Source organism: Enterobacter sp. C4G1 (assembly GCF_052886895.1).
Window position 1 is genome coordinate 431,087 of the sequence record NZ_JBQVVV010000002.1, and the last position, 14,806, is coordinate 445,892.

Consider the following 14,806-nt stretch of genomic DNA (forward strand, 5'->3'; position numbering starts at 1 on the left):
TCACAACGAGCGATGTAAGGAACTGGATTATGAAGATTGTCGGGGCTGAAGTATTTGTGACCTGTCCGGGGCGCAACTTTGTCACCCTTAAAATCACCACCGATGAGGGAATTGTCGGCCTGGGTGATGCCACGCTGAACGGGCGTGAGCTGTCCGTTGCCTCTTACCTGAAAGATCATCTCTGCCCGCAGCTGATTGGTCGCGATGCCCACCGAATCGAAGATATCTGGCAGTTCTTCTATAAAGGCGCCTACTGGCGTCGCGGGCCGGTCACCATGTCGGCGATTTCTGCCGTTGATATGGCGCTGTGGGACATCAAAGCGAAAGCAGCCAATATGCCGTTATACCAGCTGCTGGGTGGCGCATCCCGTGAAGGCGTGATGGTGTATTGCCATACCACGGGTCACACCATTGATGATGTGCTGGAAGACTATGCGCGTCACAAAGAGATGGGCTTCAAAGCCATTCGCGTCCAGTGCGGCGTACCGGGAATGAAAACCACTTACGGCATGTCTAAAGGAAAAGGGCTGGCCTATGAACCTGCCACCAAGGGCCACTGGCCGGAAGAGCAGTTGTGGTCAACGGAAAAATACCTCGATTTCACGCCGAAATTGTTTGATGCCGTGCGTAGCAAGTATGGCTTTAATGAACACCTGCTGCACGACATGCACCACCGCCTGACGCCAATTGAAGCGGCGCGTTTCGGCAAGAGCATCGAAGAATTCCGCATGTTCTGGATGGAAGATCCTACCCCTGCGGAAAACCAGGAGTGCTTCCGTCTGATTCGCCAGCACACCGTTACCCCGATTGCGGTGGGCGAAGTGTTCAACAGCATCTGGGATTGCAAACAGCTCATTGAAGAGCAGCTTATCGACTACATCCGTACCACCATCACCCATGCGGGTGGGATCACGGGGATGCGTCGTATTGCTGATTTCGCCTCGCTGTATCAGGTGCGCACTGGCTCGCATGGCCCGTCTGATTTGTCACCGATATGTCACGCGGCTGCACTGCACTTTGACCTGTGGGTGCCGAATTTTGGCGTGCAGGAATATATGGGCTATTCCGAACAGATGCTGGAAGTGTTCCCGCATAGCTGGAGTTTTGATAACGGCTATATGCACCCGGGCGAAAAACCAGGGCTGGGCATCGAGTTCGACGAAAAATTGGCAGCGAAATATCCGTACGATCCGGCCTACCTGCCGGTTGCACGTCTCGAAGATGGCACGCTGTGGAACTGGTAATAGAGGAGCGAACAATGAAAAGCGTAGTGATTCAAAAACCGAACGAACTGGTGATTGAAGAGCGCCCGCTCCCGGCTCCTGAAGCGGGTGAGGTCCGCGTCAAAATCAAACTTGCCGGGATCTGTGGTTCAGACAGTCATATCTATCGTGGCCACAACCCCTTCGCCAAATATCCGCGAGTGATCGGCCATGAATTCTTTGGCGTGATTGATGCTGTGGGTGAGGGGATTGATGCCTCACGTGTTGGACAGCGCGTGTCGGTTGACCCGGTCATTAGCTGTGGTCACTGCTATCAGTGCTCAGTCGGTAAACCAAACGTCTGTGCATCCCTCGTGGTGCTGGGCGTGCACCGTGACGGCGGCTTCAGCGAGTACGCCGTGGTGCCAGCAAAAAATGCGTGGGTTATTCCCGATGCCATCCCCGATAAACATGCGGTCATGGTCGAGCCTTTTACCATTGCGGCGAACGTAACTGGGCAGGCCAAACCCACGGAACAGGATGTGGCCCTGATTTTCGGTGCTGGCCCGATGGGTCTTGTCACCGTGCAAGCGCTGAAAGGGGTTTACAAGGTGAAGCAGGTCATCGTCGTCGACAGGATCGACGAACGCCTGGCGATGGCCGAACGTAGCGGCGCGGATTGGGTATTCAACAACGCCGAACGCTCCGTGCAGTCCGTACTGGAAGAAAAAGGCATCAAACCCACGCTGATTATTGATGCCGCATGTCATCCGTCCATTCTACAGGAGGCTATCACCCTGGCCGCACCGGCAGCCCGCATTGTGCTGATGGGCTTCTCCAGTGAACCCAGCCAGATTGTGCAGCAGGGTATTACCGGCAAAGAACTGTCGATTTTCTCGTCGCGCCTGAATGCACACAAATTCCCGGTTGTTATTGAGTGGCTGGAAAAAGGGCTTATCGACCCGGAAAAACTGGTTACTCATACCTTTGACTATCACCACGTAACAGACGCCATTGAACTGTTTGAGAAAGACCAGCGGCAGTGCTGCAAAGTCTTGCTCACATTCGACCAATAACAACAAGTGCGGTTAAGAGCCTGCACAGACAGGCTCTACGTGGTACGCATCTTACCTTTCAGAGATAGCCATTATGACTCAGACACAACCTCAAAGAACGACCTCGGATCTGGTGAAAGCCGCTGTTTCCGGCTGGCTTGGCACCGCGCTCGAGTTCATGGATTTTCAGCTTTATTCGCTGGGTGCTGCCCTTGTCTTCCATGAGATCTTTTTCCCGGAGCAATCCGCTGCGATGGCATTGATCCTGGCGATGGGAACCTATGGTGCAGGCTATATTGCGCGCATCGTCGGGGCGTTTATTTTCGGCAGAATGGGCGACAGAATCGGCCGCAAAAAAGTGCTGTTCATCACCATCACGATGATGGGGATCTGTACCACCCTGATTGGCGTATTACCGACCTACGCACAGATAGGTATCTTTGCCCCTGTTCTGCTCGTCACATTACGCATTATCCAGGGGCTTGGCGCCGGGGCAGAAATCTCTGGTGCGGGAACCATGCTTGCCGAATATGCACCGAAAGGTAAGCGCGGCATCATCTCTTCACTGGTGGCAATGGGGACCAACTGCGGAACGCTGAGCGCGACAGCCATCTGGGCGTTGATGTTCTTTGTCCTCGATCGTGAAGAGCTGGTGGCATGGGGCTGGCGTATTCCGTTCCTGGCAAGCGTGGTGGTGATGATATTTGCTATCTGGCTGCGAATGAACCTGAAAGAAAGCCCGGTCTTTGAGAAGGTCAGCGATCAAGACAGCGTGGCGCAGGTCCCTGAGCAGGAAACGACGCTGGGTGCGATGTTCAAAAGCAAATCGTTCTGGCTGGCAACCGGTCTGCGTTTTGGTCAGGCGGGTAACTCTGGTCTGATTCAGACCTTCCTGGCGGGCTATCTGGTGCAGACGTTGCTGTTTAATAAAAGCATTCCAACCGATGCGCTGATGATCAGTTCCATTCTGGGGTTCATCACCATTCCGCTGCTGGGCTGGCTGTCTGACAAAATCGGGCGTCGTCTGCCTTACATTGTTCTTAACATCTCGGCCATCATCCTGGCGTACCCGATGCTGTCGATCATCGTCGATAAAACCTACACCCCGGGTGTGATCATGCTCTCGATCATTATTATCCACAACTTCGCCGTACTGGGGTTGTTCGCGCTGGAAAACATCACCATGGCGGAAATGTTCGGCTCGCGTAACCGCTTTACCCGCATGGCTATCTCGAAAGAGGCGGGCGGTCTGGTGGCGGTTGGCTTTGGTCCGGTGCTGGCGGGTATCTTCTGCAACATGACCGGCTCCTGGTGGCCAATTGTGGTGATGATGGTGGTGTACTCACTGATAGGCTTGTTGTCCGCAATTTTGATGCCGGAAGTGTGCGACCGGGATTTGAGCGAAGCCGAAGATGCCGCCGAGGCTAAAGCGTTAAACGTTAACGCGCATAAATACGGGGTGCAGCCATGAGTTTTATTACTAACCGATAATAGTCATTCAGCATTCATCACCCGGCGTTGGCTGGGTGATGAATTAAAAGGAGGTATACCAGACAATAAATAAGTGCTTTCCAGAATGATAATAAATATTTGTCACGATAATGCCAGGGACTATTTCGATTTTTAAATGTTATTTATCTTGTGAGAATGGATCATGTCACGGAAAAACAGAAAAATAACCATTCCGGTTAGTATCGGATACGGCTTGACGGATATTATGGGTGGCGGTGCTTTTACCGTTATTGGCGCCTGGCTACTCTTTTTCTACACCACTTTTGTTGGCTTATCCCCGGTAGAGGCGGCATCTATTGTGGCGATTGCGCGTATCGTCGATGCCATCGTCAGTCTCTTTATGGGCAGTTTTACCGACCACTTTTATAAAAACTATTTTGGCAAGAAATTTGGCCGTCGACGCTTTTTCCTGTTGATTGGCGCGCCCTTAATGCTGGTATATGCACTGCTTTGGCTTGATGGTATGAATTATGGTTTTTATCTTGCCGTATATTTAGCCTTCGAAATTATTGCGGCAATGGTTCTCATCCCGTGGGAAACTCTGCCATCAGAAATGACCAAAGACTTCAATTCACGTACCAAGCTATCGACCTGCCGAATGTTTTTATCGGCGTCCGGTACGTTTCTCGCCACCTTTATTCCAGGACTGCTCATCGGTTACTTTGGCGAAAAGAGTGCCCATGCGTACCTGATTAACGGGGTTATCTTTGCGGTGCTGTTTATGGTCTGCGTGTTCATTTCCTGGAAAGTCACCTGGGAACGCGAACTGACGCCAGAAATGAAAGCGAGTATAGATAAACGCGAACCACGTAAAACGCGGGTGGAACAACTGGCGGCCTTTTGCCAGCTTTTCAAGGATTACGGCTCCACTCTTAAGATCCGCGCGTTCAGAAAACATCTGGCTATCTATCTGCTCTCCTTCACCGGCAAAGATGTTTACAACACGGTGTTCGTCTTCTTTTGCGTTTACTGCCTGAATGTCTCTTCATCGCTGGCGGGAAGCTTGCTGTCGATGAGTATTGTCGGGCTGCCCGTTACGCTTCTTGCAGGTATCGGGATCATCAAATTTGGCCCGTCAAAACTCTATATCTTTGCGTATTCGCTGATGATGCTGTGTCTGGGCGGTTTCTTCGCGGTGTACCAAATCCCGGCGCTCAACACGGTGTCCACGCTGGTTATTCTGGCCGGGCTTTACCAGGTCGGGCGTTCGGTGCTGGAGTTCACACCGTGGAATGTGTTCCCGTTCATTCCGGATATTGACGAAATGGTCAGTCACCAGCGACGCGAAGGGCTTTTTGCTGCCGTTATGACTTTTGCCCGGAAAACAACCGTTGCAGTTGCGACCTTTATTGTCGGTTTGCTGCTGCAAAATGGTGGTTTCGTGAAGGGGAGCCAGACCCAGCCGCCGGAAGCGATTCATACCATCGCCATGCTGTTGTTCATCGGCACTGCCGGGTTGTTGATCCTGGCTCTGTGGCAGGCGCTGACGTTCCACCTCAACAAACGCACCCACAAGATTTTTGTTGATGAACTGGATCGTTTGAAAGCGAATGGCTCAGCGCAGCAGGCCACGCCTGAAGCACGCCGGGTGGTGGAAGATCTGACGGGGTATTCTTATGACACGCTGTGTCTGGGGGAGAACGCCTGGGCGGGCAGCATTCCGCAAGGGACATTTTCCGCGAAGCAGAGTGGTTTATAGCTTCTGTCTTAGATGTCACACAACTTAATTTTTATATCACACCAATTAGACGAAAGTTAATGTAAATCAATATTCGGCCCGGAGCATTCAGTATGGTTATGGCTTATTCGAATTTATACACACTGCCATTCTAGTTGGTGTAGTCAGCAAGTCCGCAGCGGTGATGATATTGCCGCTGCGGGGTTACATTTTCATTTACGACAACGAGTCTCAATCATGGAAAACCGGTTATTAAAGGCGAAAGCTACGCTTCCTCAGTACGATCGCGACAGCCTGAAGACGCGCATTGTTCATTTAGGGTTTGGTGCCTTCCATCGTGCGCACCAGGCGGTGTATACCGATATCCTTGCCGCTGAACAGGGAAGCGACTGGGGTTACTGCGAAGTTAACCTGATTGGTGGCGAGCAGCAAATTGCCGATCTCAAGGCTCAGGATAATCTCTACACCGTGGCTGAAATGTCTGCCGATGCCTGGACTTCACGCGTGGTAGGCGTGGTGAACAGGGCGCTGCATGTTCAGGTTGATGGCCTGGAAACCGTGCTAGCGGTGATGTGCGAACCCCAGATCGCGATTGTGTCGCTCACCATTACAGAGAAAGGCTATTGCCACTCTCCGGCGACCGGACAATTGATGCTCGACAATCCGTTCATCGTTGCTGACCTGCAAAATCCTCACCAGCCAAAATCTGCGCCTGGCGTGATTGTCGAAGCGCTGGCACGACGTAAAGCGGCAGGGGTACCGGCCTTTACGGTGATGTCCTGCGATAACATGCCTGAAAACGGCCATGTGATGCGCAATGTCACCTGTGCCTATGCCCGCGCGCTGGATAGCGAACTGGCGGAGTGGATTGAAGCGAACGTCACATTCCCGTCCACCATGGTGGATCGTATTGTTCCGGCAGTAACGGCTGAAACGCTGGATAAAATTGAGCAACTGACCGGCGTACGTGACCCGGCAGGTGTGGCCTGCGAACCGTTCCGTCAGTGGGTTATCGAAGACAAGTTTGTTGCTGGTCGCCCGCAGTGGGAAAAAGCCGGTGCAGAACTGGTTGCAGACGTCATCCCGTTTGAAGAGATGAAGCTGCGGATGCTGAACGGCAGCCACTCATTCCTGGCGTACCTGGGTTATCTGGCCGGTTATCAGCACATCAACGATTGCATGGAAGATGTCCACTATCGCCATGCGGCGCACGCGCTGATGCTGAAAGAACAAGCGCCGACGTTAAAAGTGAAAGGGGTCGATCTGGCACATTATGCCGATCAGCTGATTGCACGTTACAGCAACCCGGCGTTGCGTCACCGTACCTGGCAAATTGCGATGGACGGCAGCCAGAAATTGCCTCAGCGGATGCTGGATTCCGTGCGCTGGCATCTGGTTCATCAGCGTAGCTTCCCTTTGCTGGCGCTGGGTGTGGCAGGCTGGATGCGTTATGTCGGTGGTGTGGATGAGCAGGGTAACGCCATTGAGGTGAGCGATCCGCAGCTGGCGGTGATTCAGGCCGCAGTGAAAGGCAGTGCCGAAGGTGAAAGCCGGGTGAAAGCGCTGCTGGGCATTGACGCCATCTTCGGTAAGGAATTGCCGCAGGAGACTGTCTTTGTTGATGCGGTGATGAAAGCCTATCAGTCATTACTGGCGAACGGTGCGAAAGCCACGGTTGAAGCCTACGCCGGGCAGTTGTAATCCATCACATGCCGCCGTTCGCGGCGGCATGTTCCGCACGTTTTAGTGCATACCAAGGCGAATCAGTTCTATCGGTTCAAACTTCCCTTCGCATCCTTCCACTTCAACCGTTTTGCTACGACGCATGTGTGCGGCATCCAGGCCGTTGCTGTGAATCGCTTTAATAATGCCGGTGCGGCCTGTGCCGTTAATCATCACGCGGCTGCCAGTGGTAATTGCGTTACGGTTACGATCGTAAGTCATCATGGTATTTTCTCCTCTCTTGCTTAGCCGTTACGGCGATATTCATCTCTTGCCGCTTTCGGAGAACTATAAATACGCCTCTCAGCCACGCATTTTTTTGTTTTTGATCAAACTCACACTTTTTTCTCAATTTTCGTAGGGGTTGACGTAACCCAACAGGTATTTACAAAGCGGACAGTTATTTTCTTTTATTGATAGTTTCTGCATGTGACTGTTTAAGGTTTGTTTATATAGCGAATGTCACTCTGTATTCAGAAAATAACTCTTCAGCGGAATAAGGAGCCAGGCTTATGTATAAAAACATTTTGATGCCTGTAGATGTGTTTGAAATGGATTTGAGCGATAAAGCGGTGCGCCACGCAGAAAATCTGGCGAAGTCAGAAGGGGCGGCGATCACGCTGGTGAACATCCTGCCCAGCAGCAGTCGCTCTCTTCTGCGCGGCTTCAACGCGGATATCAAGAAGTTTGAAGAATACATGACGAATGAGTCAGAAAAAAAGATGGGCGAATTAAAACGCTTGTTTGATATAGCACCAGAGAATATTCATTGCACGGTACGCTTTGGTAACGTCCGCGATGAAATTATCGCCATGAGCAAAGAAGGCGAATATGACATCATTGTTATTGGTTCGAAAAACCCAACCATTACAACGCATTTGCTTGGTTCAAATGCGGAATCGATATTACGCTACGCCAGAATCCCGGTATTAGTGGTTCGCTAATATCACCGCCGCATCCCCCGAAAGTTGAGGGATGCGGCAGACATTAATCTTCGCTAAACCAGTCGCTATTTTCTTGTCGAATTAACTGCACTGACTCGCTGATTTCTTGTAAATGCAGCGTCATCGCTTTTTCTACCCCATCAGGATCGCGTTTTTCCAGCGCCTTAAAAATATCATGGTGCTGACGAAGCAGCATTTCCGGCGGCGAGACGTGATCCAGACTCATATAACGCACGCGGTCGATGGTAGCTTTGATATTCTCGATAGTGTCCCACGCAAGCTGACAATCGGCAATTTGCGCCAGTTTTTGATGGAATTCATCGTCAAGCTGGAAAAAGTCATTTAGCTGCTTGCGATCGATAGCAATTCGTTGCTGATGCAGGTTTTGCTCCAGCAGGTAACACTGATTGTCGTCGATAAACGAAGCGGCACGGCGTGCGACGGCGCACTCAATGGCCTGGCGTACAAAACAGCCGTTACGTACCTGAGAAAGTGAAATCTTATTCACATAGCTGCCGCGCTGAGGGCGGATCTGAATCAAACCGTTTTCAGCGAGTTTAATAAATGCTTCGCGAACGGGCTGACGAGAAACGTCAAAACGCACCGACACTTCTTTTTCAGAAAGAGGCGTCCCCGGCGGGATCAGGCAATGCACGATATCACGTCGCAAAATGCGATAGATTTGCTGATTAACAGGCTGGGTAGGGTTGAGTTGCGATTCAGCGGCCATGGGTTGTGATTTCTCAGAGAGTTAACGCGAACATACTACCATTCTTTTGCCTGCCATCACAGACCCGGCCCGCAGGCCGGGTAGGGGTCGATTAACCGCGATGCACGCTAAGTCCGGCAAAGCTCTGGCTAACCGGCATCATTTCAACGGTGTTGATGTTGACGTGTTTTGGCAGCGTTGCCACCCACCAGACCGCTTCGGTAATATCTTCCGGCGTCAGCGCATTGGCGTTTTCATAGGTTTTGTCGGCTTTAGTATCATCGCCTTTGAAGCGCACGTTGGAGAATTCAGTACCGCCCACCAGACCCGGCTCGATATCCGTAACGCGAATTGCCGTTCCGTGCAGGTCGGTGCGCAGGTTGAGGCTGAACTGACGAACAAAGGCTTTGGTCGCACCGTAGACGTTACCGCCCGCGTAAGGCCAGCTGCCTGCGGTGGAGCCGATGTTAATCACATGGCCACGATTACGCTCAACCATTCCTGGCAGAACCGCGCGCGTCATGTACACCAGGCCTTTGTTGTTGGTGTCGATCATGTTTTCCCAGTCTTCCACGCTGGCTTTGTGTGCAGGCTCCAGGCCCAGCGCCAGACCGGCATTGTTGACCAGCACGTCAATGGCGCGCCATTCAGCAGGCAGATTGGCAATCATCTCTTCGATTGCAGCACGGTTGCGGACGTCCAGTTGCGCCGTCAGGATGCTGTCGCCCAGCTCGTCTTTCAGCTCCTGCAAACGCTCCTGACGACGGCCTGTTGCAATCACTTTATGGCCGTTGGCAACGAAACGGCGCGTGATGCTTTCACCAAAACCTGCCGTCGCCCCGGTAACTAAAATAATCATCTCACTGTTCCTCAACGCTTTTTATGTTGTACTAACATAGCACGCTCTCAGGGAGCGCGTTAAGGCAACTTTTCTATGTCAGGATTGCAGGCGGTGAGCGGCTGTCCTACTCTGGGGGGATATCCCGTTCTCAGGAGTCAACGATGTCGGCCAGTAATCCTTTTTTTGAAATCAGCCTGTTACCTTACCAGGCTCCGCGTTTCGACGTCATTAACGATAGCCACTATCGTCCGGCATTTGATGAAGCTATGCGCCAGAAGCGCGCCGACATTGATGCCATCATTGCGCAAACAACACCACCCGATTTCACCAACACCGTGCTGGCGCTGGAAAAAAGCGGCGCCATGCTGTCGCGCGTCAATAGCGTGTTTTTCGCCATGACGTCGGCGCACACCAATGATTATTTACAGGAGCTGGACGAGGCGTTTTCAACCGAGCTGGCAGGGCTTGCCAACGATATCTGGCTGAACGAAACGCTCTTTTCCCGCGTAGAAGCCGTCTGGCAGGAAAGAGCAACGCTGGATGCGGAATCCCGCCGTCTGGTGGAAGAAACCCATCAGCACTTTGTGCTGGCAGGTGCGCGCCTGAACGCTGGTGAAAAAGCTGAACTGAAATCCCTGAACACCGAGTCCGCCTCTCTGACAAGCCAGTTTAACCAGCGCCTGCTGGCGGCGGATAAAACGGGTGGGCTGGTGGTGGATTATGTTCACCAGCTTGAAGGCCTCAGTGCCGATGAAATTGCGACTGCCGCCCAGGCAGCGGCTGAAAAGGGGCTGAACGATCGCTGGCTTATCCCGTTGCTTAATACCACGCAACAGCCTGCGCTTTCGGCACTCGAAAACCGTCAGACGCGTGAAAACCTGTTCAAAGCTGGTTGGCTGCGCACTCAGAAGGGTGATGAAAATGATACCCGCGAACTGATACTACGCCTGGCAGCATTACGTGCGCGTCAGGCCCACCTGTTAGGATTCGAAAGCTACGCAAGCTGGAGCACCGCCGATCAAATGGCCAAAACACCTGACGCTGCGCTGGCGTTTATGCGCGGTATTGTCCCGGCGGCGCGTGGCCGGGCGGAACAGGAGCTGGCGGATATCCAGAAAGTGATCGACGACGAACAAGGCGGATTCACCGCGCAGGCCTGGGACTGGCCGCTTTACGCTGAGCGCGTGCGCTTAGGAAAATACGCCCTCGATGAGTCGCAAATTAAACCTTACTTTGCGCTCAATACCGTGCTGCAAGATGGCGTGTTCTGGGCCGCCAGCCAGCTGTTTGGCATTAGTTTCGTCGAACGTTTTGATATTCCGGCATATCACCCTGATGTCAGTGTGTGGGAAATATTCGACCACACGGGCGAAGGGATGGCGTTGTTCTATGGTGATTTCTTTGCCCGTGACTCAAAAGGCGGTGGGGCGTGGATGGGCAATTTCGTGGAACAATCTTACGAATTCGCCGCGCGTCCGGTTATTTATAACGTCTGCAATTATCAAAAACCGGCTAACGGGCAAACGGCGCTGATCTCCTGGGATGATGTGGTCACGCTGTTCCACGAATTTGGCCATACCCTGCATGGCCTGTTTGCCAGCCAGCGCTACGCCACGCTTTCCGGTACCAATACGCCGCGTGATTTTGTAGAGTTCCCGTCGCAAATTAACGAACACTGGGCCAGCCATCCGCAGGTGTTTGCCCATTATGCGCGGCATTACGAAACGGGCGAACCGATGCTGGAAGCGCTGCGTGATAAGATGTTAAATGCTACCCAGTTCAATAAAGGCTACGACATGACGGAGCTGCTGAGTGCCGCGTTGCTCGACATGAACTGGCATGGGATTGCTGAACCGGTGGAAGATTTTGATACGTTTGAATCTGCCGCGCTTAAAAAAGAAGAACTGGATCTTCCTGCTGTTCCCCCGCGTTATCGCAGCAGCTATTTCGCCCATATTTTTGGTGGCGGTTACGCGGCAGGGTATTACGCGTATCTGTGGACGCAAATGCTGGCAGACGATGGCTATCAGTGGTTTGTTGAGCAGGGCGGGTTAACGCGTGAAAACGGGCAGATATTCCGTGACGCAATTCTATCGCGCGGCAACAGCAGTGACCTGGAAGCGCTGTACCGTGACTGGCGCGGGCACAATCCAAAGATTGAGCCGATGTTGAAGAATCGTGGGTTGAGTTAGTACGTGTGCGCAGCTACCACAGGATTGAGGTAGCCCTACAAACAATGACGAGCATAATCCGCTCCCTCTCCTCTTTGGGGTGTACAGTCCGGGGACATGGTAGACAGGTGTTCGGGGACATGGTGAACACTTTTTAACATCCTTTACCCATGGTGATCGACTTTTTCTTCAGGTCGATCACCCCCACTTTTGTACTGTACCACCACACCTCGTAATACCCTTCTTCCCGTGTCTCTTTCAGCCCGACGCTTTCCCCCCTGAAGGCCTTACCTGCTCTCAGACAGATACCTTTGACGCTCAGCTTCCCGCTGCTATCCACCTTCCTGACCATTACCCCTTCATCGTATTCCGGTGGCGCCATGGTGCCGCTGTACTGCCGCGCAGACGGCTGATACCGCGACCCCGGCACCATCATATCCAGGGCCTCGTGTGGCCGTTCCAGGTTATAGACGGTGCGCCAGTGGTCGAAGGCGCGCTGCACTTCACCGCTGTCTGCGAACCACTTACCCTGCAGTACTTCCGCCTTCAGGCTGCGGTGAAAACGCTCCAGCTTGCCCTGTGTCTGCGGATGATAAGGCCGTGAGTGACCCACCCGGATACCCAGGCGCATCAGCCACAGCTCCAGCGCCGTCCAGGTGCCAGTGGTGTCACCCCACGGCGAGCCGTTGTCCATTGTCATCCGCTCCGGCAGGCCGTAGCGTTCAAACACGCTGACCAGTTGCTGCTGTACGGTCTCACGCCGTTCATCGGAACAGTGTGTCAGACACAGGGAGAAACGGGAGTGGTCGTCCAGCAGGGTGAGCGGATGACAGCGGCCCCCGCCAAAGGGGAAGTGCCCCTTAAAATCCATCTGCCAGAGCCGGTTGGGTGCAGCATGTTCGAAGCGGCCCGTGGCAAGAATACCCGGTGCTGTGCCCGGCAGCAGGCCGTGACGGGCCATCAGGTTATGGACGGTGCTGAAGGCAGGCATGACGTGCCCCTGGTCTTCGAGCCAGCGCTTAATCTTGCGCGCGCCCCAGCGTTCATGGCGTTCATGCGCCATACGCAGCAGGTCAGCAATATCGTCTGATGAGCGGTTCGGAGAGTGATGAGGTATGCGGGGACGGTCCTGAAGACCGGCAGCACCTTCCTCCGCCCAGCGGTGAAGCCACTTGTAGCCGGTGGCAGGTGAAATGCCGAAATGACGGCAAAGGGAACGGATGTTCGCCCCGTCCTGCGAGGCGAACAATATAAACTCGGTACGTAATGACATGGTATCTCTCGCATCCCAGGGCATAAGCGACTCCATAAACGGGTTCTTATGCCTTAGTTGTAAGTGTCTACCATGTCCCCGAACAAGCGTTCACTATGTCCCCGGACTGTACAGGGGAGAGGGCTGGGGTGAGGGGGAACATACAGCTGTGGTGGTCATTCCGTTCACTTTATGTTCCTTGCTACTCTGTCACCACATTACCGGTGAACGTGCCAGGGTGGCTCACCGCCACCACCCTGGCGACCCGGGCTCCCGGCAAGAAAATCGTCGCTACGCGAATTGTTCGCCCCATCCCTGGGGCTCACCCCTTCGGGGCCAGCGCGAGCGCTGTCCAAAATTGCTCCCGGCAATTTTGTCCTCAGCGTTTGCTCCAGGCTAATCGGGGACGGGCGGATGAAACGTCCCTGTAAAGCCGCCCTCGCCGCGCATCCATGCGCGTCGCCCCGGCCTTCCGTAAACGCTTCGGCGATTTTCGGCCGGACCATGGCATCGCTGTAAGCCTTTTATTTCAATGGTGTAATGTTATCGCCTGGTAAGACAAAGGAAGCCGGGGAAATATCAGCGGCATACAGCAAAACGGCAACCCGAAGGTTGCCGTTTGTTTATTTCTCGCCGTCACTACCCGGCATCACACCTTTACGCCAGCTCATTAGGGCAGGCTTCACCCTTTTCCAGCTGCTGCAAATTACTCAGCGTGGTTTCTGAAATGCTGATCAACGCTTCGGCAGTCAGGAACGCCTGGTGGCCGGTGAACAACACGTTATGACAGGCGGACAGACGACGGAACACGTCATCCTGGATAACGTCGTTAGACTTGTCTTCAAAGAACAAGTCACGTTCATTCTCATACACGTCCATACCCAGCGCGCCAATTTTCTGGGTTTTCAACGCTTCGATAGCCGCCTGCGAGTCAATCAGACCACCACGGCTGGTGTTGATGATCATCACGCCGTCTTTCATCTGGTCAAACGCCGTCTGGTTAAGCAGGTGATAGTTTTCCGGCGTCAGCGGACAGTGCAGGGAAATCACGTCAGACTGGGAAAAGAGCGTTTGCAGATCGACATATTCCACGCCCAGCTCCAGCGCGGCTGCACTTGGGTACGGATCAAATGCCAGCAGACGCATCCCAAAGCCTTTCAGAATGCGCAGGGTAGCAATGCCGATTTTACCGGTGCCAATCACGCCAGCGGTTTTGCCGTACATGGTGAAACCGGTCAGGCCTTCAAGAGAGAAGTTCGCATCACGGGTACGCTGATACGCGCGGTGAATGCGACGGTTCAGCGACATCATCATCCCGATAGCGTGTTCAGCGACCGCTTCAGGTGAGTAAGCCGGAACGCGAACGACCTTCAGGCCCAGTTCTTTAGCGGCATCAAGGTCAACGTTGTTAAAGCCCGCGCAGCGCAGGGCGATATACTTCACGCCATGTCTTTTCAGCTCTTCCAGAACAGGGCGGCTACCGTCGTCGTTCACAAAGATACAGACACCTTCACAGCCGTGAGCCGTTTTGGCCGTTTTTTCAGTCAGCAGAAAGTCGAAAAATTCAAGTTCGAATCCGTAAGTCTCGTTAACATGTTGCAGATACTTTTTATCGTACTGCTTTGTGCTATATACCGCGAGTTTCATAAGACTTTCTCCAGTGATTTTGCATTCACGTTAGCATGATTAAAATAATCTTACAATTTATAAAATATTATTG

At 53.1% G+C, this 14,806-nt stretch carries 12 protein-coding genes; 7 read left to right on the forward strand and 5 right to left on the reverse strand.

Translation table 11 applies throughout. The features are described 5' to 3' along the window. Nucleotides 1-29: 29 nt before the first annotated feature. The 5 genes from manD (at nucleotide 30) to ACT9TW_RS15995 (ending at nucleotide 7,148) form a co-directional block, all read left to right on the forward strand. Nucleotides 30-1,244, forward strand: coding sequence for a D-mannonate dehydratase ManD (manD, locus tag ACT9TW_RS15975; protein ID WP_446492993.1), 1,215 nt, complete (start codon nucleotides 30-32; stop codon nucleotides 1,242-1,244). 14 nt (nucleotides 1,245-1,258) lie between these two features. Next, nucleotides 1,259-2,278, forward strand: coding sequence for a Zn-dependent oxidoreductase (locus tag ACT9TW_RS15980; RefSeq protein ID WP_446492994.1), 1,020 nt, complete (start codon nucleotides 1,259-1,261; stop codon nucleotides 2,276-2,278). A gap of 73 nt (nucleotides 2,279-2,351) precedes the next feature. Next, on the forward strand, nucleotides 2,352-3,728 hold the full coding sequence (locus tag ACT9TW_RS15985; RefSeq protein ID WP_315688500.1) for an MFS transporter: 1,377 nt from the start codon (nucleotides 2,352-2,354) through the stop codon (nucleotides 3,726-3,728). A 183-nt stretch (nucleotides 3,729-3,911) separates the two neighbouring features. Continuing rightward, the gene (locus tag ACT9TW_RS15990) at nucleotides 3,912-5,468 is read left to right on the forward strand and encodes an MFS transporter (protein WP_446492995.1); all 1,557 of its coding nucleotides are present in this window, start codon (nucleotides 3,912-3,914) and stop codon (nucleotides 5,466-5,468) included. Between the two features lie 216 nt (nucleotides 5,469-5,684). Next, nucleotides 5,685-7,148 carry a mannitol dehydrogenase family protein gene (locus ACT9TW_RS15995; protein ID WP_446492996.1) on the forward strand — a complete coding sequence of 488 codons (1,464 nt, stop codon included), beginning with the start codon at nucleotides 5,685-5,687 and terminating at the stop codon, nucleotides 7,146-7,148. 42 nt (nucleotides 7,149-7,190) lie between these two features. Here ACT9TW_RS15995 and ydfZ read toward each other — a convergent pair whose 3' ends face one another. Further along, entirely contained in the window at nucleotides 7,191-7,394 is a 204-nt protein-coding gene (gene ydfZ, locus ACT9TW_RS16000; RefSeq protein ID WP_446492997.1) for a putative selenium delivery protein YdfZ, read from the reverse strand. A gap of 287 nt (nucleotides 7,395-7,681) precedes the next feature. Here ydfZ and ACT9TW_RS16005 point away from each other — a divergent pair, with 287 nt between their 5' ends. Next, entirely contained in the window at nucleotides 7,682-8,113 is a 432-nt protein-coding gene (locus ACT9TW_RS16005) for a universal stress protein (protein ID WP_182060922.1), read from the forward strand. A gap of 43 nt (nucleotides 8,114-8,156) precedes the next feature. Here ACT9TW_RS16005 and ACT9TW_RS16010 read toward each other — a convergent pair whose 3' ends face one another. Next, a complete protein-coding gene (locus tag ACT9TW_RS16010; protein ID WP_182060923.1) occupies nucleotides 8,157-8,843 on the reverse strand; it encodes a GntR family transcriptional regulator in 687 nt (228 codons plus the stop codon). A gap of 91 nt (nucleotides 8,844-8,934) precedes the next feature. Continuing rightward, the gene (gene ydfG, locus ACT9TW_RS16015; protein WP_182060924.1) at nucleotides 8,935-9,681 is read right to left on the reverse strand and encodes a bifunctional NADP-dependent 3-hydroxy acid dehydrogenase/3-hydroxypropionate dehydrogenase YdfG; all 747 of its coding nucleotides are present in this window, start codon (nucleotides 9,679-9,681) and stop codon (nucleotides 8,935-8,937) included. Between the two features lie 143 nt (nucleotides 9,682-9,824). Here ydfG and dcp point away from each other — a divergent pair, with 143 nt between their 5' ends. Continuing rightward, entirely contained in the window at nucleotides 9,825-11,855 is a 2,031-nt protein-coding gene (gene dcp, locus ACT9TW_RS16020; protein WP_446492998.1) for a peptidyl-dipeptidase Dcp, read from the forward strand. Between the two features lie 133 nt (nucleotides 11,856-11,988). Here the strand turns inward: dcp and ACT9TW_RS16025 are convergent, their stop codons facing one another. Both ACT9TW_RS16025 and ACT9TW_RS16030 read right to left on the reverse strand, forming a co-directional pair. Beyond that, entirely contained in the window at nucleotides 11,989-13,131 is a 1,143-nt protein-coding gene (locus tag ACT9TW_RS16025; RefSeq protein ID WP_446493844.1) for an IS481 family transposase, read from the reverse strand. Nucleotides 13,132-13,743: 612 nt separating this feature from the next. Further along, complete coding sequence (locus tag ACT9TW_RS16030; RefSeq protein WP_446492999.1) at nucleotides 13,744-14,733, reverse strand: 2-hydroxyacid dehydrogenase; 990 nt, start codon at nucleotides 14,731-14,733, stop codon at nucleotides 13,744-13,746. Between the last annotated feature and the right edge of the window lie 73 nt (nucleotides 14,734-14,806).